Source organism: Polyangiaceae bacterium (assembly GCA_016715885.1).
In the GTDB taxonomy this organism is placed as follows: domain Bacteria; phylum Myxococcota_A; class Polyangia; order Polyangiales; family Polyangiaceae; genus Polyangium.
The window spans coordinates 257,397-283,543 of record JADJXL010000015.1 but is presented as its reverse complement, the minus strand read 5'-3'; the positions used below and the strand labels follow the sequence as shown (position 1 = coordinate 283,543).

The window sequence follows — 26,147 nt, the reverse complement described above, 5'->3', positions numbered from 1 at the left end:
TCGGATGTTTTTCGTCCTCAGCGCTTCGTGAAGACGACGCGATTTTCCGCAGCAGCGATCACATCAGGCAGCAAAAAGGGCACCGGATGCGTCTCGTTGCGCCGCCATAACTCCGCCGAATCGCTGAAATGCGGGTTTTGTGAATCCCATACCGCTCCGCCAGGTAATGCATTCCAAGCTTTCGGGCCGGCCGGATCCATATCCACCACGAACCGCTGAGTCGGCCCGCTCCCGTACGAAAACCGCGGCATCACGTCCGGCCCGCCCGAACCGGAGAAATTGCACGCGTCCACGGCAAAGTTATCGCCATGTCGCGGGAATCCCGTCGGAAATACCGTATTACCCACCGGTGGAATCGCGAGCTGACCGAAAAGGGGTATGATCGCCTCGAAACGTATCGTGTGAAACGCCCCCCATCGATATTCGTTCGTATCCGTTCCAACGTGCTTCGTGAGCGTCGCAATCGCATCGAGCAGCGCTCGGATGAGCTGTTCATCCTTGGTTTCCTGCTCCGGCGTATTCATGTCGTCCCACAAAATGCTTTGCTGCGTCGCGGCATCATACGTCTCGAGCTTCGTGGGATCCGTGAGACATAACGACAGTATCGCTTTGGCGCGCATTTGACTGTCGACCGATCTTCCCGCGTGCGTGAATTCGTCCCCGAGCACCCGCGTCGCAAGCCGAGCAAGGAAAGTATTGAAAACGAGCGTCGCGTGCGCAGCTCGCGCTTCGACCGCCGTATCACCCGCCTCTGGCAGCGGTTTGTTCGTCGTCGGATCGACACCCGATGCCGCTTCGTAATCGGATTCCATCGCCCATGTCGTCAGCAAATCCTTCACGCCGACGACGGCAGCTCCATCGTACGCGGCATCCATCACGACCGCCGATAGCTCGGGATGCGTTCCCGGCGTCATGCGTTCCGCTTCCGCTCGATTGATGGCCGCAATCAGCACCGGCGCGAGGTTCGCACCCATCGGCGACCGCACGTCTCCTTGAATGCTCGCCATGTCCTCCGGCGTCACTTTATCAATTTTCTTGAGGCGTTCCTGAATACGACCCTCGCGAAACCCGAGATCCCACGAACAACCCAAATACATGGGCGATCCGTCCGGCAACGTATCGTTCGACGGGTCGTTGTCCAGCGAATCTCCGATGTTGTCGTTGTTGGCCGTCGCGATGAAACCGTTTGTCGGGTTTTTCTCCCACGGCACGAGGTCGCTCGGCAAATACCCATTCCACTCGGCGGAACCATCGCCCGGCAGCACCAAACAAGGAAGCGTGCCCGTCATCGTGGCGGGATTCCATCCCAGTGCGCCCGCATCGCGCTTCGGAATGTTCACGTGCGACGTCCACAAGATGTCACCATTCGTGTCGCCGATCATCCAGTTTTGCCCGCCAACCTTGAATTGTTTCAGTTCTTCCCGCGCTTCGTCCACGTTTTTCGCGCGGAGCAAACCAAGAATACCCGACAATTCCGAGGTCGGCTCGGTGCCCGTCCATTTCACGCTCAGCGCGCCTTTGGCCGGATCGAGCGGCGCGACTTTGTGGTCCGGCGTAATTTCCGGAAAAATCGGCCCGTGGTGCGGCACCACCGGCACTTGGTACGTGTACGAACCACCGCCCTGAATGTGGATGACCTCGTCGATCATCTCCAGCGCGACGGTTTGTCCCTTGAAAATGACCCCTTTGCCATCGGGCGTGAGCGTCTCCGCATAGACGTCCGTCACGTCGTACCCAGCCACCGTCGCGCCCCATGCCAAGTGCTCGTTGTGGCCCAAAATGATCCCCGGAATGCCAGGAAATGAAATGCCAGACAATTTCCATTGCTTGGACGCATCCGGCGACTTCACCTCCATCGACACCGGCCAAAAGACCGCCGGCGCCGATAACGAAAGATGGGGATCGCTCGCCACGAGCGCATGCCCCGTCGAGCTTCGCGCCGCACCCACCGCCCAGTTGTTCGAGCCAAACCCTTCCGGCGTGATGAGATCCTTCAGCCATTGCACGGCTGATCGATATCGCTCCGTACGCGCGCCGAGGTTTTTCACGTCGGGCGCTTTCTCCATGGGTTTCGCGCTGCTCTGACCCATGGGATACCCTGTCGTCGTCGTCGCCGGATCCCACGGCGCAAACCGAAATACGTCCTGCGCCATGCCACTTCGAGCCGCGACCTTGGGGTCCGGCGAATTCGCCGCAAACTGGTTTTTCAAGGCTTCGAGCGTCAATGTCCACGAAATGTCGCCATCTCCGTCGTACGACAACAAATACGTTTGAAGTCTCGCAATCGCGAGCGCATCTTCCCCCGTGAAATCCGTGAATGCATCGGCTTGGATGACCAATATCCCCGCCGGAAGCGCCACTTCCCGATCCCGCAATGCTCGAAAATATTGCGAAACCCCGTCCGCATACGCGTCGACGAGCGATTTTTCTTCGGGCGTGAGCAGCGCGTATTGCTGCTTCGCCGTCCGATGCAGCCCGATGTGCCGAAACGAAATGTCCGTATCAATCACGCTCGGATCGGCATCCGCCAAGATCTCCGCCAATCGCCCCTCCGCCACCCGCCGAAAAAACTCGATCTGCAAGTGACGATCTTGAGCGACCATGTAACCTTCCGCACGAGCCGCATCTTCAATTGAAGACGCGTAAATGTGAACTCGCCCATCTTTGTCGCGCACGACGTCCACGGGCCCCTCGAGGTTGTCGATTGGCATACGTTCGGCGACAGGAAGGTCAGCTAGATTTCCAAGTGGTCCGAAAGGATCGGTTGGTGGGGGGTTTGTCGCGGGAGGGTCCGAGCAACCCGCGAGGGAGGTCAAGATTGTAGCAAGGGCAAGGGTGAAAGTTCGTCGACGAGGTTGGTGCATGTGCGCGTCTCCGCGTGGAAATATCGCCGGAGCAAAAAATCTTGTCGTCAAAAATTCGCCCGTTTGACCAAGTCTCTGGCATGGGTGGCGGCCATGCGCTTGGTGCAGGTCTCCACGTCGGGTACATCACCCAACAAACCGTCCTTCGGTGCTCACTTCATCGCGTTGACGCGCAAGGCCGAGCTGCTCGGCGATTTGCGAGGTCGCGGCTATGTCGTGGCAAGTATTTCGCGAGCTCCCGCGCCGGGGCGGCTTCGCCAAGCGGTCGAGGAAGCCGTTGAAAGCGCGCTTGCGATGCGTGGAGCGCCTCCGCCGAGTGTGCCGGTCGATGCCGACGCGACGTTGTCGCTCAGGGACCAGTTGACACGCGCAAAAGCGCTCGGTTGTGCCGGTTTGGCGCTCGTGCTGCCGCCGCTCGGGCCGCTCTCCGAGGGAGCTGCCGAGGGGTGTGCGACGTTGAGCCTTTCTGACAGCGCGGTGCTTGCGGCGTTTGGCGAAGCTGCGCAGACGGGTTCGGTCGCGCTCGTGCTCGATGATGCCGACCGGAGTTTGCGGATTTTGGCGCCCATGCGCCTCGACGACTTCGTTGCCGATGCAGCGCCGACGCGCCGTCCGCTTGCGTCCGAACCGCGGCTCATTGCGCGTCCAGCGCCGTTGCCCGAGCTGGAGACGACTGAAGCGCAGAGCGTGCTCGTGGAAGCGCAGGAGCCTGCGGCGCCTCCGGTCGAAACGCGCGGGTCCGTGAGCGGTCGCCTTCGGGTTCGTCCTGCCAATCGCCCCACGCAGCCGCCGTCGTCGCCTTCGACCGTGGTCGATCCGGAATGCCGCCCGAATCCGCCGTCCGTGGATGCCGCGCCTGCAGCCGAGCCGCAACCTTTGCCGCGCCCCGTCGAGAGGCCTTTGCCGCGACAAACCCGCGCGTCGTCGTCGATCCCCGCTGAGCAATCCGTCAAGCGCGCCGTTCGAGGTTTGTCCCCGCAAGAGCCGCCTGCGCGTGCCGAAGCCGACGCTCCTCCGGCCAAGTACACCGTCTCCGATACGCTCCCGCCGCCTCCGCCTTTGCCGTCGGAATTCGTCGCGCATTCGCAACCGCCGTCCAATCCAGCCGCCATCGAACGGGTGCTCAGTTCGTCGGAATGGCGAGCGTTTGCATTGGACCTCGATGCGGCCAAGGGACCCAAGCCTGCGGGCGTCATCGATCGATTGTTTGCCACGCGATACATGCCGCTCCTTGGGGCGCTCGCGCGAGGTCAAGCCGATGGTGCGGTGCAGCGCATCGTCGATCAATTCAGGACTTCGTTCGAGCACAGCTACACGGAGGGGTTTGCCGCGATTCGAGCGACCGGAAAACGTCCCGTCATGGTGCTCGATGCAGCCGAAGTTGCCGCTCGCATTGCGCGATTGAACAACGCGCGTGCCGTGCGTCTATTGCTCGTCGATTCCATGAGGTTCGACCTTGGCGAACGAGTCATGGCGCGTTTGAAGCCGCTTCTTCAAGGGCGCGCGGTATGCGTCGATCGCACGTTGCTTTGGAGTGCGCTGCCCACGACGACGCACACGCAGGCGATGTTATTGGCAAAAGGTCCCGAGGGATTGCGCGAAGCATTTCCGGATTCGGGTCCGGAGCCCGAGGTGATTCGGGGGCGGTCGCTGACGACGGTGCGTCGCGAGCGATTGGGCAACAAGGAAATCTACAAGGTGGACGTGGTCGAAGCGCGGCTTCGGGGCGTCGGTCCTGCATTCGACGAGCGCCTTGGCGGCATTGCGGAGGAAACGGCGCAAGTCGTGTCCAAATTCGTCGAAGGTTCGCCTGCGCGCACGCTGGTGTTCATGTTTGGCGATCACGGGTTTCGCATTGCGAGCGACGCGCGCGGCACGTCGTCGGCAACGCAGGGTGGCGCGAGTCCCGAAGAGGTGCTCGTGCCGGGTTATGCGTGGCTCGTGGGCGGCGTGCATTGAAGCGAGCGCGGCCAATTCGATTTGCGCCGCATGAATTCATCCGCGCAACATCGGTGAATCGGGCAAACCGTTCACGACAGTCGATGATGCCCGAGCCTCCTTGACTTCCCGCCGCACCTGTTCAAAGGTGCCTTGCGTTCGCTGGAGGTATCCCCGTGAAGTTTCGTCCTGCGCTCGGAGAATCGGACTTTCGCAAGGTACGCGAAAGCGGAGCCGGTTACGTCGACAAGAGCGGCTTCATCAGCGAAGTGCTCGACGACATGAGCTCGGCGCTGCTCTTCCCACGGCCTCGGCGGTTTGGCAAGACCATCAACCTGTCGATGCTCGGTTACTTCTTGGGAAAGTCGGCTGAAGACTTGTCGCACTTGTTCGAGGGGCTTGCCGTTGCGAGCGACCCCAAGGCAATGGCGCACTTTCAAAAATATCCGATCATATCGGTGACGTTCAAGGAGGTCAAGGCGAAGACGTTCGACGAAGCGATTGCCGGAATTCGTGAGCAAATCGCGTCGGCATACCGCGGGCATCGCCATTTGCTCGACGAGGGCAAGCTCGATTCATTGATGGTCAGCAAATTCGAGGAAGCGCTTTCCAGGCGCACGCCGGTCGTCGAGCTCCAGCATTCGTTCAAGTGGCTATCGCTTGCGCTGTATGAGCATTACAAGGTCCCTGTGGTCATTCTCATCGACGAATACGACACGCCGATTCAATCGGGATATTTGCACGGCTACTTCGACGATATCGTCATGTGGTTTCGCAACTTCTTTTCTGCGGCGCTCAAAGACAACGCAGCGCTCTTCAAAGGCGTGCTCACGGGCATTTTGCGCGTATCCAAAGAGAACATGTTTTCGGGGCTGAACAACATCCAAGTGTATTCAATCCTCGCTCGCGATTACTCGACTTATTTCGGCTTCACGGAAGACGAAGTCGCTGCCATTGTCGATCCTGCACATCTCGAAGAGGTGCGCACGTGGTACAACGGATACAATTTTGGCGACCAGGTCATCTACAACCCCTGGTCGATCCTCAGTTACATCAAGCACGGTTCGCTTCGACCTTATTGGGTCAACACCGGTTCGAGCGACCTCATCGAGCATCTCGTGGCAAAGCAAGGCATGGGTCTGTCGGAGAAATCGTACCCGCTGCTCAACGGGGAAACCATTGAGCTTCCCATCGACGACAACATCGTGCTTCGGGACATCGAACGACGTTCGGACGCGCTTTGGAATTTTTTGTTGTTTTCTGGATATTTAAAAATCGCAAAATTGGATTTCCACCAGGGACGCGACACCGGGCATTTGTGCATACCGAACAATGAAATTCGGCAGGTGTACGAAGACATGTTTCGTAATTGGCTCGAGAAAGCCGACCCTGAATGGGCCTTGACCAAAGACCTCGTGAAGGCGCTCCTTGCGGGGGATTCTGCGAAAGTGCAATTGCTCCTCGGGCAGATCCTCGTGACGGCCATGTCGTACCAAGATCCCGCCGGACGCGCGCCGGAAAAGTTGTACCACGGGTTCATGTTGGGATTGCTCGTGCATTTGGAGCCTCAATACGACATTCGCTCGAATCGAGAAGCAGGCTACGGGCGCGCCGATGTGCTGATGCGACCCAAGACGCCGGGAAAACCGGGCGTGGTCATGGAATTCAAGGTGCCTTTCGGGGATGAAACGATCGAACAGGCATTGCAAGAAGCGGCCAAGCAAATTCGCGAGCGGCAATATGCAGCGGAAGTGGCGAATGCGGGAGCGTCGCCCGTGCACGAATACGCCATGGCCTTCGATGGAAAACGGGCGTGGGTCAAGCGCGTCGACGAATTGATCGGATAGCGTGAAGCAAACCGCAATGCATTGACGACGTGCGACGCGCGCGGCTTGCGCTCTTCGTGCGAACTTTGCGCGCCCTCATGCGGCATTCGCCCTGCGGCATTCAAAAACACGGCAAACGAGCTGCCTCGACCGTGGCACGTCGCGTGCCATCGCGCCCGTGTTGCGGCGATGAAACGAGAGCGTGCTCGCGATACGAAAACCCCACAGGCCAGCCCAAGGCCGCTCCTTCTCCTGCTCAGCCTTCTTGCCGTGCTGCTCGTGGGCTGTGCTGCCAGCACCCCCGCATCGCCCCGCGTGCCGCTCGACGTCACCGCCACGAATACCTCCCTGCCGGTTCCGCTGGAGACCGCACCAAGCGCGGCGGACTCGTCCTATGCCGAAGAGCCTTCGTCGGGCTTCCGCCTGGATCCCGCCACGCTCGAGGTCAATGCGAGCAGCAGCCGGAGCCGTGAGCGGAATTGGTCACGGAACATATTTCACGCAACGTTTGGCGTGACGACGTTTCAGAGCGTGATGGTGGTGGCCATGACGCAGTTGCCGCCGGAAGTCACGGGCTGGACCGGGAGGGAGCCGGGTTTCACGAACATTTCGCGCAGCTTCACGCTAGGTCCGCGCTTCGACGACGACGCCTGGTATTGGAACGCGGTCGCGCATCCCCTTGCAGGGGCAGAGTATTACCTGCTCGCGCGCAATCGCGGAGCCGCGGGATGGCAAGCGCTCCTTTATGCGGCAGCGCTCAGCGCCTTCTTCGAATTCGGTCCAGAGGCCGCCTACGAGCGCGCCAGCATCCAGGACCTCATCATTACGCCAATCGGGGGCGCGATCCTGGGCGAGTGCCGCTACCAAGCCCGCAAAGCGCTGATCGACCCGCGAACCGGCAAGGCAAATGCGACCTGGAAACAGGTATTGGTGGTCATCCTCGACCCCATCGAGGCGCTGACGGAGTGAGCGATGACAGCGATGCCTGTCGTGGCGGGGTTGTCAGTCGATCTGGAAGGTGGTAAGCGTGTGATACGTACTCACCTGAACAAAGGTTGGCGCATGGATCCGCGTGATTTGCCCATCTATACAGTTCCTGATGCGGCACATTATTTGCGCATTCCACCGAGTACCCTCAAGAGCTGGGTGGTAGGTCGGCCGTACAGGACAAAGAGCGGGGTGCGTCATGCCGAACCGCTCATCCGCACACCCGGAGCGGGGTCTCCGCGCCTGCTTTCTTTTTTCAACGTGGTAGAAGCGCATATCTTGAGTGCGCTACGCCGCGTGCACCAGGTCCCAATGGAGAATGTGCGGCGCGCCATTGCCCAGGTCGAGGAAGATCTGGGCTCAAAGCATCCCCTCATCGATGCCAGATTCAAGACGGATGGCGTCAATTTATTTGTCGAGCATTGTGACCATCTCATGGATCAAAATGGCCAATTCGCCATTCGGAAGGCAATAGAGGCACATCTCGAGCGGATTGAGTGGGAACCGGGCATGCATGGTCTTGCGGTGCGTTTGTACCCATTCATCATCGAGCCTCACCAGCCAGACGAGCGAAAGACCATTCTGATTGATCCGCGTCGCGCCTTTGGGCGTCCCGTGCTTGCAGGTACGGGTATCCAGACCGCAGTCATTGCATCGCGTCACCGTGCCGGAGAGTCGATTCACGAGCTCGCGCAGGACTACAATCTTCCGGTAGACAAGGTGGAAGACGCCATAAGGTGCGAATTGCGTGGGGCCGCGTAAGGTCACGTTCTTCGTGGATCGCTCGCTGGGTGGCATCGTTGTCGCAAATGCCATTCGTCCACTGCTCGACGGCGCGATGGAAACGCTGATGGTGCATGACGAACTTTTCGATCAAGACACCGATGACGAGACGTGGTTGGAGCTCGTAGGCCGGCGGGAATGGGTTTGTTTTTCCAAAGACGAACGCATACGAACGAACGCAATTGAATTAACTGCAATCGTGCGTCACCGAGCTCGCGTGTTTCTTTTCGCTCGTCAGGATGTGCGTGGCGACGTCATGGGCGCTGCGTTTGGGGCAGCGCTTCCGCATATTCGCAAATCATAGCCAAACATTCTGCCCCGCTCCTGGCCACCGTACAAACCAATGGCTCGATTTCTGGGCTCATCAAGGAAAAGCAACTCGTAGAGCGGCTAAAGCGACGCGGCATTACCGTGTGATCCAAGCCTTGCGGATGGGCGCGTCGTCGAGCGCCACGGGGAACGACGCATCAATCTCACGCTCCAAAATGCACCGCGCTGAGGCGCACGCCGCCAAACGTGTCGTTGTACGTAATGCGCCCGCGATCGGCCCCTGCTGCACCGGCAATCACCATCAGCGGCAAAAGATGCTCCTCCCGCGGATGCGCTCGACGCCCCGACGGCGCCGCCGACCACCCAATCAATGCATCGTCGCGTTTCCCCGATTCCGCCGTAGCAGCTTCGCGCAACCACGCGTCGAACTCCTCGGACACCGGACGCCCATTGGGATGGCGAAACTCGCGCAAGTTGTGGTAACTCATCCCGCTGCCCACAATCAATATGCCCTCGTCCCGAAGCGGCGCGAGCGCTCGGCCCATCGCCAAATGCCGCGCCGGATCGAGCCCCTCTTGCAACGAAAGCTGAATCGTCGGCACGTCCGCATCGGGAAACGTCAGCTTCAACGGAATGAACGTGCCGTGATCGAATCCACGTTCCGCATCCTCGGCCGTCGTTATGCCCGCTCCTTCCAGAAGCGTACGCACGCGCGCCGCCAACTGCGGAGCCCCCGGGGCCGGCCACGTGATTCGATAGGATTCCGGAGGGAAACCATAATAATCGTACAACATCGGTGGATTCGGGTTCGTCATGACCGTCGGCACGCGAGCCTCCCAATGCGCCGAAATCACGACCATCGCTTTGGGACGCGCGGGCAATTGCGCCGGAAAGCCGCGCAAATATCCCGCCAAGGCGTCGAATTCACGCGCATCGAGGAAGTTACCCAGATCGACGAAAGGCCACGGGCCGCCTCCATGCGGCACGAAGACGACGGGCATGCGAGTTTGGCTTGGTTGATTCATGATGGGATCCGTTCGTGAATGAGGTGGATTTCGTTCGGCTTCGGACGTGCAAGCCACCGCGGTCGTCGCCGCCGTGGCGAGCATCGCGCCCAAAACCTGCCGGCGATTCAAAGCACTTTCATTCTCCCGATCGTCATCGGACGGCATGGCTCGTCTCCTCGTTCATCCCCTTCGTGTATACACCGTTTTTCAGCGCGCGGGAACCTTCGCTTTGCCAAATCGTCCCCACGCAACGAATGCGGCAAGCCCCCCAAGAACCACGTTGGTCACGATCCCCGGATATTCGCCCAATTGCCAATGCGTCATCGCCGCCAGCACCATCGTCAATGCCAATCCCACGGCCGCGAGCGGCGTCAGCCAGGGCTTGATGCGCGTCGCCGTTGGCAATATCATCCCCAATGCCCCCAGCACTTCGGTCACGCCAATGAAACGGACCAGCGGGTCCATGCCATCTTTGATCCACGCCATCTTCGTTTGAAGCTCCGCAACCGGCGTGAACGATTTCAATAGCCCCGCCCCAAGAAATACCAGCGCGAGCAGCACCTGCGCCACCCACAATCCAATGTGCAAACCTTTGCCCTCGGACGCCCCCAAGTCTTTGCTGCCCTGAACCAATGCTCCACTTGCCATGACTCGTCCTCCTCTGTCGTACCATCATGGTGCTGTTTCCGGATGCGCACCAGGGGCAAATTTGACAACATGGTGTTCCATGAAGAGAACACCGCTCGACTATCAACTGCTCGCCATCTTCGTTGCCGTTGCGGACGAGACGAGTTTTTCCAAGGCGGCAGCAAAGTTGGGGATGGGCAAAGGGACCGTCAGTCGCGCGATTGCACAGCTCGAGGAGCTTCTTGGGGCCGAGCTTCTGCATCGGAACACGCACAAGGTCGCTCTGTCGACGGCCGGGCTTGCGCTCTACGAACGCACGGCGCATCACCTCGCGGCGCTCGATCATGCCGTTTGCAAATTGCCGGAGCTGGCCGAGCAGCCTTCAGGCTTGCTTCGTTTGACGGCGCCGCTGGACTTCGGGCGCCTCGTTTTACCGGACATTCTGGCGCAATTTTCGCGACGTTACCCGGATATTCATTTCGATTTGCACATCACGAACCGGCGCGTGGACCTGGTGGCTGAAGGGTTCGACGTGGCGATACGCGCAGGAGCGGTGGCATTGAAGGACTCGACGCTGACGGGGCGCAAGTTGTCTCGCGTGGGGGCGAGTCATTACGCAGCGCCTTCGTATTTGGTTCGGCGAGGAAAACCCAAGGCTTGGGGCGAGGCGGGACATGATTGGATTATGCCGCCGCACGCAAAGGACGTTTGGAAGCCAGCGAAAGATTTTGTATCGCGCTTCGTTTGCGATGACTTCTTTTTGATTCGCGATTTGATCCGCGACGGCGCTGGTATCGGCGTGTTGCCTCGATATCTCGCGACGCCTTACGTGCGCGAAGGATTGATCGAAGATGTGCCCTTGGGCGAGACGCCTCTATTCGAAGGAGCGCTCCACCTGCTGTACCCATCGAGCGGCCAGGTGCCGCGCAAGGTGGCGGCATTTCGAGACTTCGTCGTCGACTGGCTAAAACGCTCGCCGCTCGAATGATTCCTCACGCAGGGACGAAACCGAACGCGTGCAGGCACTCACCGTCTCACTTCAAGTAGCGATAGATGCTGCGGTACCGCAGCTCGCATTACACGAGCACGAGACATGCACGACCGGCGTCGAAACATGTGACCAAGCAAAGTATTTTACACAACTCAATCTACATTAGCAAGTGAAAACGATTTTCATTGTCACTTTCATCTGCATCAGCTAGAGTGCGTCCGCATGAGCCGATATACAGGTCCACGAGTACGGGTGATGCGCGCTCTTGGTTACGATCTTCCAGGGTTTTCGCGCAAAAAGATAGAGCGCCGTCCTTATCCGCCGGGCCAGCATGATCAGGCGCGCCACAAACACTCCGAGTACAAAGTGCGCTTGATGGGACGATGATGACCACAGTCGCCACCGGAGACCTCCTTTCTCTCGACGAGTATGCCCGTGTTCGCCCTGATTATCGGCGCCGAATCATCGAAATGAAAAACCGCCGACGGGTGATGATTGGCGCTCACATCTCCCTGCTATTCGAGTCCCGTGAGACGATTTTGTATCAAATTCAAGAAATGATCTGGGTCGAACGAATGACGAATTCAGCCCGCATCGCCCAGGAGATCGCCGAATACGAGCGACTCGTTCCGCGGGCCCAGGAACTGACGGCCACGCTCATGGTCCATGGAGGATCCTGGGAAGCGGGCCGGATGTTGCTCGACGGCCTCATGATGCAGAAAAGCGCAGTGTTTTTGCGTATTGGCCACCGTGTGATTCCGGCCGAAACCCTCTTGCCCTTTGGCGATGCCGATTGCCCCGTGCAATACCTCCGATTTCCTCTTGATGCGAATGCCGTCGATATGCTTGCGCATCGGCGCGCGGATGTGTTTCTCGGTGCGACGTATGCGGGTCGGCTCGAGATCGTACCGCTGTCGCCCGAAACCGTGAATGAACTCGCTCTCGAATCGAGAGCCAGCCGCGTAAGACGCGCAAATGGTCCCCGCTTGCAGACTGAAACCAACATACCGCAAAAGGAATCGAAATGACTACGCTGGTCGGAAAAAAAGCCCCTGATTTCACCTGCGCCGCAGTCTCGGCCGATGGCGCGATCATCGACGACTTTCGCTTTTCGGAGGCCATTGCATCCAAATATGGTCTCGTGTTCTTCTACCCTCTCGACTTCACGTTCGTTTGTCCTTCGGAGCTCATCGCGCTCGATCACCGCATCGACGCCTTTCGCGAGCGAAATGTCGAGGTGATTGGCGTCTCCATCGATTCGCAATTCACCCACCTTGCCTGGCGTGAAACGCCCGTTGCTCGTGGAGGCATTGGCCCCGTCCGTTATACGCTCGCTGCCGATGTCAAACACGACGTGTGCAAAGCGTACGGCGTCGAAACGCAAGACGGTGTGGCCTTGCGAGCCGCATACCTCATCGATCGCCAAGGCATCATCCGTTCGGCGATCGTCAATGATTTGCCCCTCGGACGCAATATCGACGAGCTGATCCGGCTCGTGGACGCGCTTCAATTTCACGAGGCCCATGGCGAGGTTTGTCCTGCTGGTTGGCGCAGAGGCGACAAGGGTATGACAGCCACTTCGACAGGCGTCGCGGATTATCTCGCGAAGCACGCAATCGGTCTCTGAGAACAGCCAAAAGCTGCTGGATACGCTCGAAATAGCGATTGCGCGTTTGGACCACGACGACGCACGGACCAAACGCGCATTCCTTTTCGTGAAATCACTTCGCAGGTTGTTCGGGGTACCTCGTTTCAAGGTCGTCGATGACAGCGGCACTTTCATTGATGGTGCGCTGAACGATCATCGGATCGGTGCCGAAATAGCCGAAAGCTCGCAGCGATGACGAGTTTTCGCCTGCGCCTCCGCGTAATGTCAGGTCACGCGAGGACGACGCATAGCGGTCACTTTCGAACGTCGCGGGATCGATTCCAAACCGCCGGGTTGCTTCCGCCGTGACGAACGTCGATAGATGACAACCTGCACAAGGTAAATGGTCGGGCACGTAAATGGTGGGGTTTTCGACGCGCAGGTACGACGCCATCGTTGCGCGGCGACCGTCTTCGGTTGCGGCGTCTGCAGCAGCCGTCGAATAGAAAATGTGCCCGTCTTCGGGCTTGATACCCAGCGGCGTGAGGTCGTATTCGTAGGTCGTATCCGTTTTCGCCAGAATGACGCGTTGCGGATCCGTGCCGACACCCACGACGTTCATGGCCGTCATCTTGCCCTCTTCACGCTCGAAACCGCCAAAAAACCAGACTTCGTTGGTCGGTGGCGCGCGCAGGAAAAACGTCACGCGCACGAGGTTCTGATCGCCAATGTGCTCCAGCACGAGTTTTCGCAATTCCGTGCCATATGCGCCCAGGGCTCCTTGCGCGACGAGAGCCGGGTGCACGTCGAGCGGCCCATCGACGAGCGCCTCTGGGGCCAGCGAACGCAGCGCGCGCAGCCCATCGACGACTTGGCGCATCGCCGCATCATCCAGCCGGTAAAACAGGTGCAGTGCCGAATCCCGCATTCCGCCAGCGCCCTTGAGCGGCTGCATGACGAGGCGAATCTCGGGTTTGCACACTTCTGGCAATCCGCCACAACCGTCGAATCGAAGCGACACGACACGCATCCGATCGTAATCGAGCCCCTCGGCAGGCATAACAGGGAACGTCGGGATGGTGTCGAATACCTCTTGCGGCAACAAGACCCCCCGCGCCCCGACATCTTCCGGGCGCAGGAGGGAAGGATCACTGAAGCTCGACGGAAGAGGGAAGAGCACCGAGACATCATTCAACCCAAGAGGCACCGGTTCAGGTTTAGGCTCGACGTTACCGCCCGTCGTGCTCCCGTTCACGCCTTTCGCGTCACCACAACCCCAAAGCCCCGCGCCAGCCACGATAAGGTACAGCAACCCACCAACTACCGAACCGCGTGAGCGAGGACAAGGCAGAAAATTTCTGAACATGACTTTCATTATCTTAAACGAGCAACGTCTGCAAGGAGTTTTGAAGGTGCTCGAGATTGCCTCGACGAGGTGAAGGGGCATAAAAAGTAAGGCAGTCCTCCCTTTCAGTGGCTCGCGGGTCGAGTATACTGGGCGGACGTTTTCCGGAGCAGACCATGGTCCGACCTCTCGTTCATGCGACATTTGCCGCAGTCCTGCTGAATTTGGCGGCATGTTCCAAAGAAGCGCCCCATGTCACGAACGACCCCGCTGCGAGATCGCAAACAAAGGACACGGCGCGTATCGAATGGATCAAGGCGCCCGCGGGCGAAGATGCAGCGGCCGTCGTCAAGCGCGAGCTGGAACGAGCGCACGCTGACAAAAAGACGTTGCTCGTGTACGTCGGTGCGACGTGGTGCGAACCATGCACGCGATTTCACGAAGCGGCGGAGCGCGGCGAGCTCGATGGAGTGTTCCCGAATTTGCGCCTCGTGGAATTCGATTTGGACGTCGACGCCGAACGATTGGCGAAAGCCGGCTATGCATCGAAAATGATTCCGCTCTTTGCCGTTCCCTCGGAAAATGGCACGTCTTCGAGCAAGCACATCGAAGGGTCGATCAAAGGCGAGGGGGCCGTCATGAATTTGCGAAATCGATTGAAGCCGCTGATCGATACGGCCACGTCACGCTGACGCTTCCCGCTCACCACCACGCGCGAATGCGCCGAGCTGCTTCTTCGAGCACGTCGTCGTCCTTCGCAAAACAGAAACGACACATCGTTTCACCCACCGGATCCCGATAAAACGACGTCCCCGGGACGCTCGCGATCTTCAGTTTGTCGAGCAGCACCATGGCCGCCGCTTTCGATGTCGGCAGCCCCAACCTGCGAATATCCGCCAGCACGTAATAAGCTCCACGCGGCACGTATGGGCGGAGGCCCGCATCCACGAGCGCTCCGCATAGAATGTCGCGCTTTTTCTGATAACCCGCGCCAATGCCTCGAAAATATTCGTCCGGCATGCCGAGTCCCGCGACCATGGCATGCTGCAGCGGCGTTGGAGCGCAAACGTAAAGCATGTCGTGCGCCACCGTAATGCGTCGAGCTGCATCCGGCGGGGCCGTCAAATAGCCTACGCGCCATCCGGTCACGGCAAATGTCTTCGAAAATCCCGAGATTGAAATCGTGTTTCTTCGTGCGTTTTTCCGGGTCGCCAATGGTACGTGCTTTTGCCCGTCGAAGACGATGTGCTCGTAGATTTCGTCCGTAATCGCCACCAAATCATGCTCGTCAATCACATCGGCCAGCCAATCGAGCTCTTCGGTGTTCCACACTTTTCCGCTTGGATTCGACGGCGTGCAAAGCACCACAGCCCGCGTTCGCGGCGTGATGGCTCGAATGAAGGCATCTCGATCGAAATCCCACGCCGGAGGACGCGTGGGGACCAATACCGGCACGAGCCCCAGCGCGATGATCGTGTTCAAATGATAACCGTAATACGGCTCGAACAGGATGACTTCGGAGCCGGGATCCAAGAGCGCCAGGCACGTGGCCGCGAAGGCTCCCGTCGCGCCTGAGGTCACGACCACTTCGGACGCAGGATCCACGGACATGGCGTATCGTTTTTGCAGGTCCGCGGCGATGGCTTGCCGGAGGGGCAGGATGCCTTCGGGAGCTGTGTACATCGCCACACTTTCGTCGATGGCGGCGTTGGCTGCACGAGCGACGGGGGGCGGTGTTGGGAGATCGCATACGCCTTGGCCGAGGTTGATGCCTCCCACGGCGTCGCAAGCGCGACTCATTGCACGAATGTCGGAGACAACCAGCGAGCCCAAGCGTTGACCGATTTGCATGTGCACACCCTACATCGAAACGGCTCCGGATGTCGCGTCCAACGTTGCGGCCGATGAATTTGCGGCGTCCCGTACAAACTTGCGAGCGCGGGCGGATCGTGGCACGTGGGGGCTCGTGACGGCCATCCTTGGGAGCGAGACGCTGGCGAGCCGCAGTGGCGATCGGGGGCTCGCGTGGCAGGTGTGGTCGCTTGCATGGCCGGCGATTACGCACACATTTCTGATTACGCTGGTGTTTTTGGTGGGGCGGCTGATGCTGGGTCGGTATTCGGCATCGGCGCTTGGGGCGATGCAGATTGCAGGAAGCGCGGTGTGGTCGATATATTCGGTTTCGACGGCGTTTTCGGCGGGGACGCTGGCGGTCGTGGCTCGATCGATTGGGGCAGGGGATTCACAATCGGCGGCGCGAGCGGCTCGGGCGGCGATTTTATTTGCATTTGCGCTTGGTATCGTCGTGGGGGTCGGTGTGTATTTGGCCGAAGGGGCTTTGATAGGCAGGCTTTTCCCGCGCGCGGGTGAAGCGGTGCAGGCGCAAGCGGGCGATTACTTGCGTATTGCGAGCCTCTTTTTGCCGCTCATTTTCGTCGAAGCCATTGCCGCGGCGTCACTTCAGGCGTCGGGCGATACGCGCACGCCGCTCGTCGTGGCGGGTGTCGGCAACGTGTTGAATCTTGTGCTCAATGCGGTCCTGATATTTGGATTATTGGGGTTTCCCGAGCTTGGGATTCGAGGTGCGGCCATTGCGAATTCGGTGACGGTGTCACTCGAAGCGATATTGCTCACAGCGGCGCTGATGCGCAGGACCAGTCCGCTACCACTTCGAGCGGCCGGGTTTGTCGGCGCACGCGAAGCGCTTGGGCGTGTGCTTTCGGTATCGGGTGCGGCATTTGGTGAGAAAGCGGCGTATCATGCGGGATACATGGTGTTCGTCGCGATCATTGCGCTCTTGGGCGAAGTTGCCTTGGCGGCGCATCAAACGGTCGTGAGCATCGAATCGATATCGTGGCTATCGGCGGATGGATTTGGCATTGCGGCGGGGGCCATCGTCGGGCAGAAGCTCGGGGCGCGCGAGCCGAACGATGCGGCTCGAGCGGGGATGATAGCGACCATCATGGCCGTGTCGATGTTATGCGTCGTGAGTTTTGTATTGCTCACGATGGCAGGCGTGCTCGTTTCTGCATTTACGCCCGATGCGCGTATTGTTTCCACTGCGGTCCCGGCGATGCGCGTGGCGGCGATTGCTCAGCCGTTCATGGGATTTGCGATGGTCATTGCGATGGCATTGCGTGGCGCTGGCGACACGCGCACGGTGTTATGGGCGATGCTGCTCGGCAGTCTCGTCGTACGAGCGGGCGTGACGTGGTTCTTTGCGATTGAATTGAAAATGGGTCTCGTAGGCGTTTGGATGGGCAGCACGGCGGATTGGATCGTGCGCGCGGGCTGGCTAGGCTGGGCTTACCGGAAGGGTGAGTGGAAGAGGATCAGGGTATGACGCGATCTTTTGTCCCGGTTGCGGTTCGATTCGGGGGGTATGGTGGTATAAGCGCTAACTTGAGCCCTTTGCACCTCCGCGCGGGGTTGAAACCCCGCGCTACACATTCAAAAGTCCCCTCACTGCCTCCCCTCACTTATCGCTTATGCCCCTGGAGCGACCTTCCAATCCTCAATTACTTCTACTTCGGCGTATCGCACGCTCCGCTCGTCGCAGCGGAAACGTTGTTGTCGGTGCGGCATTCGGTCCATGCTGGATGCGGAATGCCCGAATCATCCGCGACCGCGTAAAGCAGCACGGCGCCGCTCGTAATGTCCGATGTCGCATTCGGCAGCGGCAAGACGAGCGATTCCGATTCCGCCGGGTAGAGCACTTTCGACGTGGCGACTTGCCCGAGCAGCGTGCCATTCGGGTAGTCGCCCTTGTAAAACCCGACCACCACGCCTGCCGGCAATGATGCTTCGCCCACGTTTCGAATCGTCGCGAGCAGGCCATAATCGACGCCGCAAAGCGCCGCCAAAGAGATGATCGCGTCCGGGGCTGCGAATTCGCTCCCAGGTTGCTTGTTTTGGCGGAAGTTGTTCAGACCCGGCTGCGCATAATTGGGCTTTTCAGGCGTCGGAATCGTTCCGTCCTCTTCCACGTTCGTGATGTGATACGCATGTTCGTTCCACACGCGGCGAGTTCGTACCCATTTGCCCGTGGTATCGCCGAAAATGCGCACGCCGGATTGCGCGATGCTCACGCCATCATTGCATTGAAGCGATGGAGCGCCTTGACCATACGCATTCGATACCGCAATGATGTCCGCATGCCCGTCGTTGTCAACGTCGGCCACGATTGGGTTTTCAATGAGCGTCGCCGTCGTGTTGCAGCGTTCCCAAAGCACGTTTCCCGTCGGGCCTTCGTATACGCGCAGACGTTGCTGATCCGAATACACTACCTCCGCGATCCCATCACCGTTGAAATCGAAGACCGTGCTTCCCGTCGAAGCCGACGAACAATCCGACGTTTGCTTGATCCACAAGAATGTCTCCACGCCTGCGATGTTGGGATCCATGAGCTTTTTCCCGTCGAGCACCGCATAACCGACGCCGCCCGCCATCGCCACGTCCGGCGTCCCGTCACCATTGAAGTCGGCAATCGTCGGCGGACCGCCTCCATGCGTATTGCCCCAGCTTCCTCCCGGGCAAAGCGACGGACTGAGCGGCCCGTTGATATCGACCGCCGGCCGCACGATCACGAATTTCCCGGCCGCCGCGGCGTCGTATCGCCATACCACGAGCGCGTGATTCAGGTTGTCCACGACCGCAATCTCTGGTTTGCCATCTTTATCGAAATCACCCACGGCCGGCCACGGGCTCTTCCAATCCTGCGTTGCATAAAACGAGCTCGTATTGGCCGTCTGCGTATCGACGAACAGCATGCCCGCAGCATCGAATGCTTGACTGCCCGTCACGATATCCAGCTTGCCATCGCCGTCGATGTCGCTGACCACGAACGAGCTCGCGAGCGGCGTCGAGAACGTCGCTTTCATCGTGCCCGTCGCACCGTCGAGGATCCCGCCCTCGATGATGACCTCCACCTGCCCGTCCCCGTCCAAGTCCGCAATCGACGGCATGAAACAACCCATGGGCGGCGTCTTCCAAAGCTCCGTTCCGTCCGCTCGCAGCGCACGCGCACCGCCGTCCATTCCTTCATTGCAATGCACGATCTCGTTTCCCGGTTGCCCGTCGATGTTCCCACCAGCCAATTGCTTCGTCGGATGCGCTCCTGGAACCGCCCATTTTTCCACGACGTTTCCACCGACGATGCTAATGGCATGAAGTACACCGGCTCCCTGGTAGTTCCCAGCCGTGAACGTGCTGAAAATGATTTCAGGGATGTCTTTGGCTGTTACTTTTCCGTCGCAATCATCGTCGTCGAGCTCGAGCACGATGGGCGCCATCATCACGTCCGTCGTAAATGGCGAGCTCAATTGACCACCCCAGGCAAACTTCAATTCGGGATTGAATGCGTCGGCCGGTGGTTTGTACTGACAAGCTTCGAGACACGTGAGCGGCTCGTTCGGCTTCGGCGGAGGCATTCCAGGGGCACACTCCGGCGGCCTTGGTAAACACTTGCCCGACGGCGTTTGCGCCCCGCCCATGCATCCGGCATCGGGATTGCCCATATTTCCCGGCTCACCGAGCGAATACTCACAATATTCAGCCGCCCCGCATTCGTCCGAATCCGCGCACGTCGCCCCAGGTACGACGCATTTCTGGAACGAGCAAACTTCTCCCGCGTCGCAACACACGCTCCCGCACGCGAGGTCCTTTGCGCAACATACGCCGCCCGTGCACACGCCGCCATCACACGATTCGTTGCCCGTGCAGCCCCCACCCGCATCGAAAAAAATATCGCCGCCCGATCCGGCCATTCCGCTGGACGTGGAGTCGCCGCCCATGCCTGCGGATCCCCCGGCTGAGGAACCTCCAGGCCCCGAACCGCCGGGCGCACCGGCAGGTGTCGAAGAGCCACAACCTTGCCCCGCAAAAGCCAACATCAAAGAAGACGAAGAAACGAAGAGCAGTGCAAGTTTTCGCATAACATAGACGATGCCATTATCGCCTGCGCGAGAAAAGACCAAAACGCAACGATCGAGCAAAAGCTCACGCTTTGTGACGGTCCACGCGCCCCTTGCCCAGCTCCGCCCGGCCCCACTGCGCGGCCGCACGCATTCCCGCACGCAAATCGGCGTACATGTCGAGCCCCGTCGCGTCGAACCCCATCTCCACCATCGTTCGCGCCACACTCGGCGATATCCCCACGAGCGCCGTCCGCGTACCGAGCAATCGGGCCGCTTGGGCCGCCCGCAAAAGCTGCTCGGCCACCGACGCGTCAATCGATGGCACGCCCGTTACATCGATGAGCACGGCTTTGGCCGCGTGGCGCTCGATTCCAGCAAGAAGCGATTCCACGAAATGCGCGCCGCGCGCCTCGTCCATTTGCCCGACGAGCGGCGCTACAAGGATTCCATCTGCCAATGGCAAGAGCGGCGTCGAGAGCTGCCTGACCAATTCGAGCAGCGCCGATTGCGATTCGACGAGCGCCACTTCACGACGCATCGCTTCTTCCGCGGATCGCCGAGCCGTCACGTCCTCGAAGATCGATCCTACACATTGCCCGGAGAGCGGAAACGCTCGAATGGCATAATGCGTCGTTTTGCCCGTTGCAGTATTGCTCACGACATAATCGATTTCTTTGGTTTCTTTCTCCGAAACTACCTGGGCATATTGGCGCAAGAGCCCATACTGCCTCGGAATGGGCGATATCTCGTCGAGGAGATTTCCAACGAATTGAGATCGGGGCCGATTCGTAATCACTTCCGCCGCGGGATTGCTGTAAACGCACCGCAATGACCCCTCGTCCTGGGTGTCTTCGAGCCGATACACGTAAAGCCCGAGCTGCATCGCTTCGACGATTTCCACACACCGCGCCCGATGTTCCTCTTCGGCCGTTCGCATGCGAATTCGTACGAGCGTTCCGCGACCGCCATCGATCGAACACGCAATCGCCAAAAGCAGCCCGCCATCCACGCCCAGATCCGTCTCGAATCGCTCGCGCGCTCCCGCAATCACGTCTTCGATTCCAATCACGGCCCTTCGCAAACTCTCGTCGACACGCCCGCCCGATCCCAGTCGCCATGCGTCATCCACGGAGGTGAAAGGTATTCTGCGCGCCATGTCGTCGGATGCAAACAACCCCTCCATGCGTGGATTCATCGCCCGCACACGCCCGCGTCGATCGACGAGCGCCGTCGCTTCGTCCAGCGCCGACAGCAATACATCCGGATGAATGGAAAACGACGTTGGCGATTCGTGCGAGTTTGCCATGGCTCGTGCCATGGTACCACGACCAATCAACAAATGCGCGGAAGTTGTTCGCCCGCGAAAAGATCGAGCAGGCGTGTCGTACCGAGGCGCCCGCGAAGCGTCACGCGGCCGTCGCGACCCGATGGTGCATTTGCGACCACAATGCCGACGCGCTGTGCCGCGACGGCATCGCGCTGATTACGCATGACAGAAAGCGCACGGTCGGCATCACGTTCCGGAACGAACGCCACCATGCGCCCCTCGCACGCGACGTACAGTGGATCGAGCCCAAATAGCTCGCACGCACCGCGCACGACGTCACTTACCGGCACGGCCTTTTCGTCAATTTGAATATCGACGCCTCCATCCATTGCAATTTCATTGAGCACCGACGCGAGTCCTCCGCGCGTCGGATCTCGCATGCAATGCAACGCGATGCCAGCCTCCACGAGCGCCCGCACGATTTCGTGTAGCGGTGCGCAATCGCTTTCGATCGGACCTTCCAAAACGAGCCCTTCCCGCGCCGACAACACCGCGATTCCGTGTCGCCCCACATCGCCGCTCACGAGCACCACATCGCCCGGACGAACCTCGTTTGGCCCAACGGTAATGCCGTCCGGCACAAGCCCTATGCCCGTCGTCGTCACGAATACACCATCACCTTTGCCTCGATCGACGACTTTTGTATCACCGGTAACGATTTCGACCCCCGCGGCGTGCGCTGCAGAACCCATCGACGATGCAATACGCTCGAGATCCGCAAATGGTAAACCTTCTTCGATGACGAACGATGCCGACAGATATTTGGGCCAAGCGCCCGCCATGGCCAAATCATTGATCGTCCCGCAGATGGCCAATTTGCCAATGTCACCACCCGGGAAAAACATGGGTTTTACCACGTACCCGTCGGTGGTCATGGCCAATCGTTTGCCCGTCGTTTCGAAGACCGCGCTGTCGTGCCGATTCGTGCGCGAAAGTCCCCCGAATGCCGGGCGAAATACCGTCTCGATGATCTCGCGCGAAAGCCTACCCCCGCCGCCATGCGCGAGCTGCACCGTCGAATGGTGAACGGGGACCGGACAAACCAGATCGAAATTTCGATCGGACATCAAAGCCCCGCCCTTCGATATCGATAATAAGCTGCGCACGCCCCTTCGGACGATACCATCGTGGCCCCGAGCGGCCTTTCGGGCGTACACCGCACACCAAATGCCGGACAATCGCTCGGCTTCAAAATTCCTTGCAGCACGAGCCCGCTTTTACATTCGGCCGGCTCCTCCGCCACGATGTCACTTACGGCAAACCGCTTTTCCGCATCGAATGCAGCGTATTTTTCGCGAATCCCGAGACCACTTTGCGGAATGTCTCCAATACCGCGCCATTTTCGAGGGACCACACAAAAAACTTCCGAAACGACGCGTTGCGCCGATTCATTGCCATCTTTTCGCACAGCCCTCGTATATTGGTTTTCGACCTCGGTCCGCCCTTCTTCGAGCTGCGAGACGCACATCGAAATGCCCTGCAAAATATCCGCCGGCTCGAATCCCGTCACCACGATGGGAACGTGATGCTTCTGTGCAATCGGCCCATATTCATTGAATCCCATGACGGCACACACGTGACCTGCTGCCAAAAATGCATCCACGTTTCGTTCGGATGCCGATAAAATCGCTTCGAGCGCCGGTGGCACGAGCACGTGCGATACGAGCAGCGAAAAATTTTGCATGCCGCGACGATGCGCTTCTCGAATGGCCATTGCATTCGCCGGAGCGGTCGTTTCGAAACCCACCGCGAAAAACACCACCTGCTTGTCCGGATGTTTCTCGGCAATTTGCAGCGCATCGAGCGGCGAATACACCATTCGCACATCGGCCCCCGCACTCTTGGCCGCAAACAAATCCTGCTCCGATCCGGGGACGCGAAGCATGTCCCCAAACGAACAGAAAATGACCTCGGGCCTCGACGCAATCGCCATCGCCCGATCCAGCACTTCGATGGGCGTCACGCACACCGGACAACCCGGCCCATGAAGCAGCGAAAGCGACGGAGGTAGCAGTTTGTCGATGCCAAAGCGAACGATCGCATGCGTTTGTCCGCCGCAAACCTCCATGATGCGCCACGGCCGACTAAGCTTTGCCGCAATCGCCTCGGCATAACGGCGACAAAGCGCTTCATCTCGATATTCGTCCACGTATTTCATGACTCAGCGCCTTCGAGCTCGCCCATTTGTTCTAGATACGACAGCGTCCGCGCCGCCTCGGCTTCGTCGATCCGGCTAATCGCAAAACCCACGTGCACGATCACCCAATCCCCCTCGCTGGCCTCCGGAACGTATTCCAAGCACACGTCGCGTACGATACCGCCGAATGCAACGCGTCCCGTCCGCAAGTCTCCTTGCTTCACATCGAGAATTTTACCAGGCACACCCAGACACATCAGTCACCTTCTTGATGCATCGTCACGCGAGATGCAACCGCCACTTGACCCGCCGAAATACCGCCGTCATTGATCGGCACCTGCGCCGGCAAGAGCGGTTGCAGCCCTCTGCGCAAAAGGCGCTCCACGAGCGCTCGCGTGAGCAAATCATTTTGAAAACATCCCCCCGAAAGTACGACGCGAGGTAGCCCCGCTCGCTCGCAATAACGCACGCCGAGATCCACGACGCTCGAAATGAAGCGTGCAGCCATTTCCGATGCGGCCATTCCACGCGCTCGATGCGCCAAAAGCCTTTGCACGAGCGGCGCGAGGTCCGCAATCCACACGGGACCATCCGACAGTGAAATCGGATAAGGCTCCGGCAAATCGAATGCGTTTGTCTCGGCAGACCATTCCAGCTCCATGGCGGCTTGTCCTTCGAACGTGCACACGTTGCGCATTCCCATAAGAGCCGCTGCTGCATCGAAAAGCCGCCCCATGCTCGTCGTCCAAGGCGCAGAAAACCCGCGCTCCATTGCTTGAAGCAGTGCTTCGGCCGAACGATCGGGCCAGAGCGATTTACCGAAATGCAATGCATCTTTGCCCAATGCCATGGAAAGAAGCCCCAGCGCGCTCCGGCGAGGTTCGTAAGCCGCTTTGTCTCCACCCGGCAGCCGAAACGGTTTTAGATGACCCACGCGGCGACAAACACCGGGACGAATGACGAATGCTTCACCGCCCCACGCTTGTTCATCCAGGCCAAACCCATAACCATCCCAAGCGAGCGCAAAAACTTCCTCGTCGATACCATGTTCGGCCAAAACCGCAGCCACGTGCGCATGATGATGCTGCACGCGCACGAGCGGCACGCGCCATTGCGTCGCCAATCGTTCGGCGAGCCGCGTCGAAGCGAAATCCGGATGCAAATCGCACGCAATCACATCGGGCCGCGCGTCGAAAAAACGCACCATGTCTCGAATGGTCGTTTCGAGCAAATCGACGGACGTGGCGTCGTCCATGTCTCCAAGGTGCTGGCTCATGACGACGTCGCCGCGCACGGAAAGGCTCACCGTGCTCTTCAAAAACGCACCCACACCCAGAATACACCGCGGGTCCGGCAATCGAAAAACGGGCAGGGGAGCAAAACCGCGAGCTCGGCGCAAAACGGTCATGCCAAACGGACCTTCGCGAACGACGGAATCGTCAATGGGCCGCGTGATCGGCCGGTCATGTGTCAAGAATGCATCAGCAATGGTTCCGAGTTTGTTGAGAGCAACCTTTGAATCCACACAAAGCGGCTCGCCCGAAATGTTACCGCTCGTGCATACCAGCGGCTGCCCCACGGCATCCGCCAGCATGCGATGCATTGCAGTCGTCGGCAGCATCGCTCCAACGAGCGGGCAATTTGGAGCAACTTCGTTCGCCAGTGTCGCGGTTTCTTTTTTCCGCACCAGCACGATGGGCGCGCTCGGCCCTTCGAGTGTCAGCTTTTCAGCCGCTGTAATGGCAGCATATTCAGAAATCGTTTCGATATTCGCAAACAATACCGCAAAAGGTTTGTCGTCGCGGTGCTTGCGTTTGCGTAATTCCTTTACGACCAAACCATCCGTCGCCAAACAGAGCAATTGAAATCCGCCCAATCCACGTAATGCCAGAATCGATCCTTCGCGCAAATTCGCCGCGGCAAGGGACAATGCAGCATTTCCTGCACCGAGCAGCTCGCCCGTATTCGACAGGAGCGACAATTGCGGACCACAACGCGGACACGCGATCGGCTCGGCATGAAAGCGTCGATCGGATGGATCGTCGTATTCGCTCGAGCAATCCTCGCATCGAACGAACGTGCGCATCGTCGTTCGCGACCGGTCGTACGGCAAATCCTCGACGATCGAATATCGCGGCCCGCAGCGCGCGCAACACGTCAGCGCATACCCGCTCCGGCGATCCGATGCGGAAAACACCTCGGCCAAGCAATCCCTGCACGTCGCCAAATCCGGAGGCAAAAGCGCCCGCGGTGCCTTGTCTTCGTCACTTGTCAGAATGTGGAAATCAGATGTCGATTCAACCACATCGTCGAGCCATTGCCTATCGACCGACGTTACTTTTCCGGGTGGCGGCAAGTCTCGCTCGAGCGCTTCGCAGAATTGCGCAATGCGCTCGCCGGGCCCAGATACCTCGATGTCCACACCCGACCGGCCATTTTTAATCCAACCGGACAAACCCAGCAGCGTCGCGTGATGATGCACGAACGGCCGAAAGCCCACGCCCTGCACCACCCCCCTCACATGCAAGGACATGCGCATGAA

General features: G+C 59.4%; 23 protein-coding genes. 12 read left to right on the top strand and 11 right to left on the bottom strand.

Translation table 11 applies throughout. From position 1 onward, the window contains the following. Positions 1-17: 17 nt before the first annotated feature. Positions 18-2,711, bottom strand: coding sequence for a penicillin acylase family protein (locus IPM54_14760; GenBank protein MBK9261055.1), 2,694 nt, complete (start codon positions 2,709-2,711; stop codon positions 18-20). 246 nt (positions 2,712-2,957) lie between these two features. Between IPM54_14760 and IPM54_14755 the strand changes: the two genes are divergently transcribed. The 5 genes from IPM54_14755 (at position 2,958) to IPM54_14735 (ending at position 8,702) form a co-directional block, all read left to right on the top strand. Next, complete coding sequence (locus tag IPM54_14755; GenBank protein MBK9261054.1) at positions 2,958-4,823, top strand: hypothetical protein; 1,866 nt, start codon at positions 2,958-2,960, stop codon at positions 4,821-4,823. Positions 4,824-4,978: 155 nt separating this feature from the next. Continuing rightward, on the top strand, positions 4,979-6,649 hold the full coding sequence (locus tag IPM54_14750; protein ID MBK9261053.1) for an AAA family ATPase: 1,671 nt from the start codon (positions 4,979-4,981) through the stop codon (positions 6,647-6,649). A 168-nt stretch (positions 6,650-6,817) separates the two neighbouring features. Next, positions 6,818-7,597, top strand: a complete 780-nt coding sequence (locus IPM54_14745) for a DUF3943 domain-containing protein (GenBank protein ID MBK9261052.1) — start codon at positions 6,818-6,820, stop codon at positions 7,595-7,597. A 3-nt stretch (positions 7,598-7,600) separates the two neighbouring features. Then, positions 7,601-8,377 (top strand): DUF433 domain-containing protein, encoded by a 777-nt coding sequence (locus IPM54_14740; GenBank protein MBK9261051.1) that lies wholly within the window; start codon positions 7,601-7,603, stop codon positions 8,375-8,377. 13 nt (positions 8,378-8,390) lie between these two features. Further along, positions 8,391-8,702 (top strand): hypothetical protein, encoded by a 312-nt coding sequence (locus IPM54_14735; protein ID MBK9261050.1) that lies wholly within the window; start codon positions 8,391-8,393, stop codon positions 8,700-8,702. 169 nt (positions 8,703-8,871) lie between these two features. Here the strand turns inward: IPM54_14735 and IPM54_14730 are convergent, their stop codons facing one another. Together IPM54_14730 and IPM54_14725 are read right to left on the bottom strand one after the other, a co-directional pair. After that, on the bottom strand, positions 8,872-9,693 hold the full coding sequence (locus IPM54_14730; protein ID MBK9261049.1) for a dioxygenase: 822 nt from the start codon (positions 9,691-9,693) through the stop codon (positions 8,872-8,874). Positions 9,694-9,882: 189 nt separating this feature from the next. Beyond that, entirely contained in the window at positions 9,883-10,263 is a 381-nt protein-coding gene (locus tag IPM54_14725; GenBank protein ID MBK9261048.1) for a DoxX family protein, read from the bottom strand. Positions 10,264-10,402: 139 nt separating this feature from the next. Here IPM54_14725 and IPM54_14720 point away from each other — a divergent pair, with 139 nt between their 5' ends. From IPM54_14720 to IPM54_14705, 4 genes are all read left to right on the top strand, one after another. Beyond that, a complete protein-coding gene (locus tag IPM54_14720; GenBank protein MBK9261047.1) occupies positions 10,403-11,290 on the top strand; it encodes a LysR family transcriptional regulator in 888 nt (295 codons plus the stop codon). Between the two features lie 225 nt (positions 11,291-11,515). After that, positions 11,516-11,680 carry a hypothetical protein gene (locus IPM54_14715; GenBank protein ID MBK9261046.1) on the top strand — a complete coding sequence of 55 codons (165 nt, stop codon included), beginning with the start codon at positions 11,516-11,518 and terminating at the stop codon, positions 11,678-11,680. Next, positions 11,677-12,321, top strand: a complete 645-nt coding sequence (locus IPM54_14710) for a DUF3501 family protein (GenBank protein ID MBK9261045.1) — start codon at positions 11,677-11,679, stop codon at positions 12,319-12,321. The genes IPM54_14715 and IPM54_14710 overlap by 4 nt, the downstream gene beginning before the upstream one ends. Next, positions 12,318-12,920 (top strand): peroxiredoxin, encoded by a 603-nt coding sequence (locus tag IPM54_14705; GenBank protein ID MBK9261044.1) that lies wholly within the window; start codon positions 12,318-12,320, stop codon positions 12,918-12,920. The genes IPM54_14710 and IPM54_14705 overlap by 4 nt, the downstream gene beginning before the upstream one ends. A gap of 94 nt (positions 12,921-13,014) precedes the next feature. On the opposite strand, the gene IPM54_14700 is transcribed toward IPM54_14705, so the two are convergent. Continuing rightward, complete coding sequence (locus tag IPM54_14700) at positions 13,015-14,247, bottom strand: hypothetical protein (GenBank protein MBK9261043.1); 1,233 nt, start codon at positions 14,245-14,247, stop codon at positions 13,015-13,017. Positions 14,248-14,402: 155 nt separating this feature from the next. On the opposite strand from IPM54_14700, the gene IPM54_14695 reads away from it, so the two are divergent. Then, positions 14,403-14,918: a thioredoxin family protein gene (locus IPM54_14695; protein ID MBK9261042.1), complete on the top strand. Its 516-nt coding sequence runs from the start codon at positions 14,403-14,405 to the stop codon at positions 14,916-14,918. Positions 14,919-14,928: 10 nt separating this feature from the next. On the opposite strand, the gene IPM54_14690 is transcribed toward IPM54_14695, so the two are convergent. After that, entirely contained in the window at positions 14,929-16,077 is a 1,149-nt protein-coding gene (locus IPM54_14690) for an aminotransferase class I/II-fold pyridoxal phosphate-dependent enzyme (protein ID MBK9261041.1), read from the bottom strand. On the opposite strand from IPM54_14690, the gene IPM54_14685 reads away from it, so the two are divergent. Next, positions 16,076-17,569: an MATE family efflux transporter gene (locus IPM54_14685; GenBank protein ID MBK9261040.1), complete on the top strand. Its 1,494-nt coding sequence runs from the start codon at positions 16,076-16,078 to the stop codon at positions 17,567-17,569. The genes IPM54_14690 and IPM54_14685 overlap by 2 nt on opposite strands. A gap of 181 nt (positions 17,570-17,750) precedes the next feature. Here IPM54_14685 and IPM54_14680 read toward each other — a convergent pair whose 3' ends face one another. Beyond that, positions 17,751-20,018: a VCBS repeat-containing protein gene (locus IPM54_14680; protein ID MBK9261039.1), complete on the bottom strand. Its 2,268-nt coding sequence runs from the start codon at positions 20,016-20,018 to the stop codon at positions 17,751-17,753. Between IPM54_14680 and IPM54_14675 the strand changes: the two genes are divergently transcribed. Further along, positions 20,017-20,166, top strand: coding sequence for a hypothetical protein (locus IPM54_14675; protein MBK9261038.1), 150 nt, complete (start codon positions 20,017-20,019; stop codon positions 20,164-20,166). The genes IPM54_14680 and IPM54_14675 overlap by 2 nt on opposite strands. Positions 20,167-20,223: 57 nt before the next feature. Here IPM54_14675 and IPM54_14670 read toward each other — a convergent pair whose 3' ends face one another. From IPM54_14670 to hypF, 5 genes are read right to left on the bottom strand one after another with little or no spacing between them, the layout of a single operon-like run. Beyond that, positions 20,224-21,447, bottom strand: a complete 1,224-nt coding sequence (locus IPM54_14670; GenBank protein ID MBK9261037.1) for a PAS domain-containing protein — start codon at positions 21,445-21,447, stop codon at positions 20,224-20,226. Positions 21,448-21,473: 26 nt separating this feature from the next. Further along, the gene (gene hypE / locus IPM54_14665) at positions 21,474-22,535 is read right to left on the bottom strand and encodes a hydrogenase expression/formation protein HypE (protein ID MBK9261036.1); all 1,062 of its coding nucleotides are present in this window, start codon (positions 22,533-22,535) and stop codon (positions 21,474-21,476) included. Then, positions 22,535-23,626: a hydrogenase formation protein HypD gene (gene hypD / locus IPM54_14660; GenBank protein ID MBK9261035.1), complete on the bottom strand. Its 1,092-nt coding sequence runs from the start codon at positions 23,624-23,626 to the stop codon at positions 22,535-22,537. The genes hypE and hypD overlap by 1 nt, the downstream gene beginning before the upstream one ends. Beyond that, complete coding sequence (locus IPM54_14655) at positions 23,623-23,862, bottom strand: HypC/HybG/HupF family hydrogenase formation chaperone (GenBank protein MBK9261034.1); 240 nt, start codon at positions 23,860-23,862, stop codon at positions 23,623-23,625. The genes hypD and IPM54_14655 overlap by 4 nt, the downstream gene beginning before the upstream one ends. Continuing rightward, positions 23,862-26,144, bottom strand: coding sequence for a carbamoyltransferase HypF (hypF, locus tag IPM54_14650; protein ID MBK9261033.1), 2,283 nt, complete (start codon positions 26,142-26,144; stop codon positions 23,862-23,864). Before hypF ends, IPM54_14655 begins: the two co-directional genes overlap by 1 nt. Between the last annotated feature and the right edge of the window lie 3 nt (positions 26,145-26,147).

Coding starts and splice junctions, on each gene's coding strand:
- IPM54_14760 (MBK9261055.1), bottom strand. CDS start 2,711: ATGCCAATCGACAACCTCGAGGGGCCCGTGGACGTCGTGCGCGACAAA.
- IPM54_14680 (MBK9261039.1), bottom strand. CDS start 20,018: ATGGGCGGCGACTCCACGTCCAGCGGAATGGCCGGATCGGGCGGCGAT.
- IPM54_14695 (MBK9261042.1), top strand. CDS start 14,403: ATGGTCCGACCTCTCGTTCATGCGACATTTGCCGCAGTCCTGCTGAAT.
- IPM54_14655 (MBK9261034.1), bottom strand. CDS start 23,862: ATGTGTCTGGGTGTGCCTGGTAAAATTCTCGATGTGAAGCAAGGAGAC.
- IPM54_14700 (MBK9261043.1), bottom strand. CDS start 14,247: ATGTTCAGAAATTTTCTGCCTTGTCCTCGCTCACGCGGTTCGGTAGTT.
- IPM54_14675 (MBK9261038.1), top strand. CDS start 20,017: ATGCCTGCGGATCCCCCGGCTGAGGAACCTCCAGGCCCCGAACCGCCG.
- IPM54_14720 (MBK9261047.1), top strand. CDS start 10,403: ATGAAGAGAACACCGCTCGACTATCAACTGCTCGCCATCTTCGTTGCC.
- IPM54_14690 (MBK9261041.1), bottom strand. CDS start 16,077: ATGCAAATCGGTCAACGCTTGGGCTCGCTGGTTGTCTCCGACATTCGT.
- IPM54_14710 (MBK9261045.1), top strand. CDS start 11,677: ATGATGACCACAGTCGCCACCGGAGACCTCCTTTCTCTCGACGAGTAT.
- IPM54_14670 (MBK9261037.1), bottom strand. CDS start 21,447: ATGGCAAACTCGCACGAATCGCCAACGTCGTTTTCCATTCATCCGGAT.
- IPM54_14755 (MBK9261054.1), top strand. CDS start 2,958: ATGCGCTTGGTGCAGGTCTCCACGTCGGGTACATCACCCAACAAACCG.
- IPM54_14740 (MBK9261051.1), top strand. CDS start 7,601: ATGACAGCGATGCCTGTCGTGGCGGGGTTGTCAGTCGATCTGGAAGGT.
- IPM54_14685 (MBK9261040.1), top strand. CDS start 16,076: ATGTGCACACCCTACATCGAAACGGCTCCGGATGTCGCGTCCAACGTT.
- IPM54_14745 (MBK9261052.1), top strand. CDS start 6,818: ATGAAACGAGAGCGTGCTCGCGATACGAAAACCCCACAGGCCAGCCCA.
- IPM54_14730 (MBK9261049.1), bottom strand. CDS start 9,693: ATGAATCAACCAAGCCAAACTCGCATGCCCGTCGTCTTCGTGCCGCAT.
- IPM54_14715 (MBK9261046.1), top strand. CDS start 11,516: ATGAGCCGATATACAGGTCCACGAGTACGGGTGATGCGCGCTCTTGGT.
- hypD (MBK9261035.1), bottom strand. CDS start 23,626: ATGAAATACGTGGACGAATATCGAGATGAAGCGCTTTGTCGCCGTTAT.
- hypF (MBK9261033.1), bottom strand. CDS start 26,144: ATGCGCATGTCCTTGCATGTGAGGGGGGTGGTGCAGGGCGTGGGCTTT.
- IPM54_14705 (MBK9261044.1), top strand. CDS start 12,318: ATGACTACGCTGGTCGGAAAAAAAGCCCCTGATTTCACCTGCGCCGCA.
- hypE (MBK9261036.1), bottom strand. CDS start 22,535: ATGTCCGATCGAAATTTCGATCTGGTTTGTCCGGTCCCCGTTCACCAT.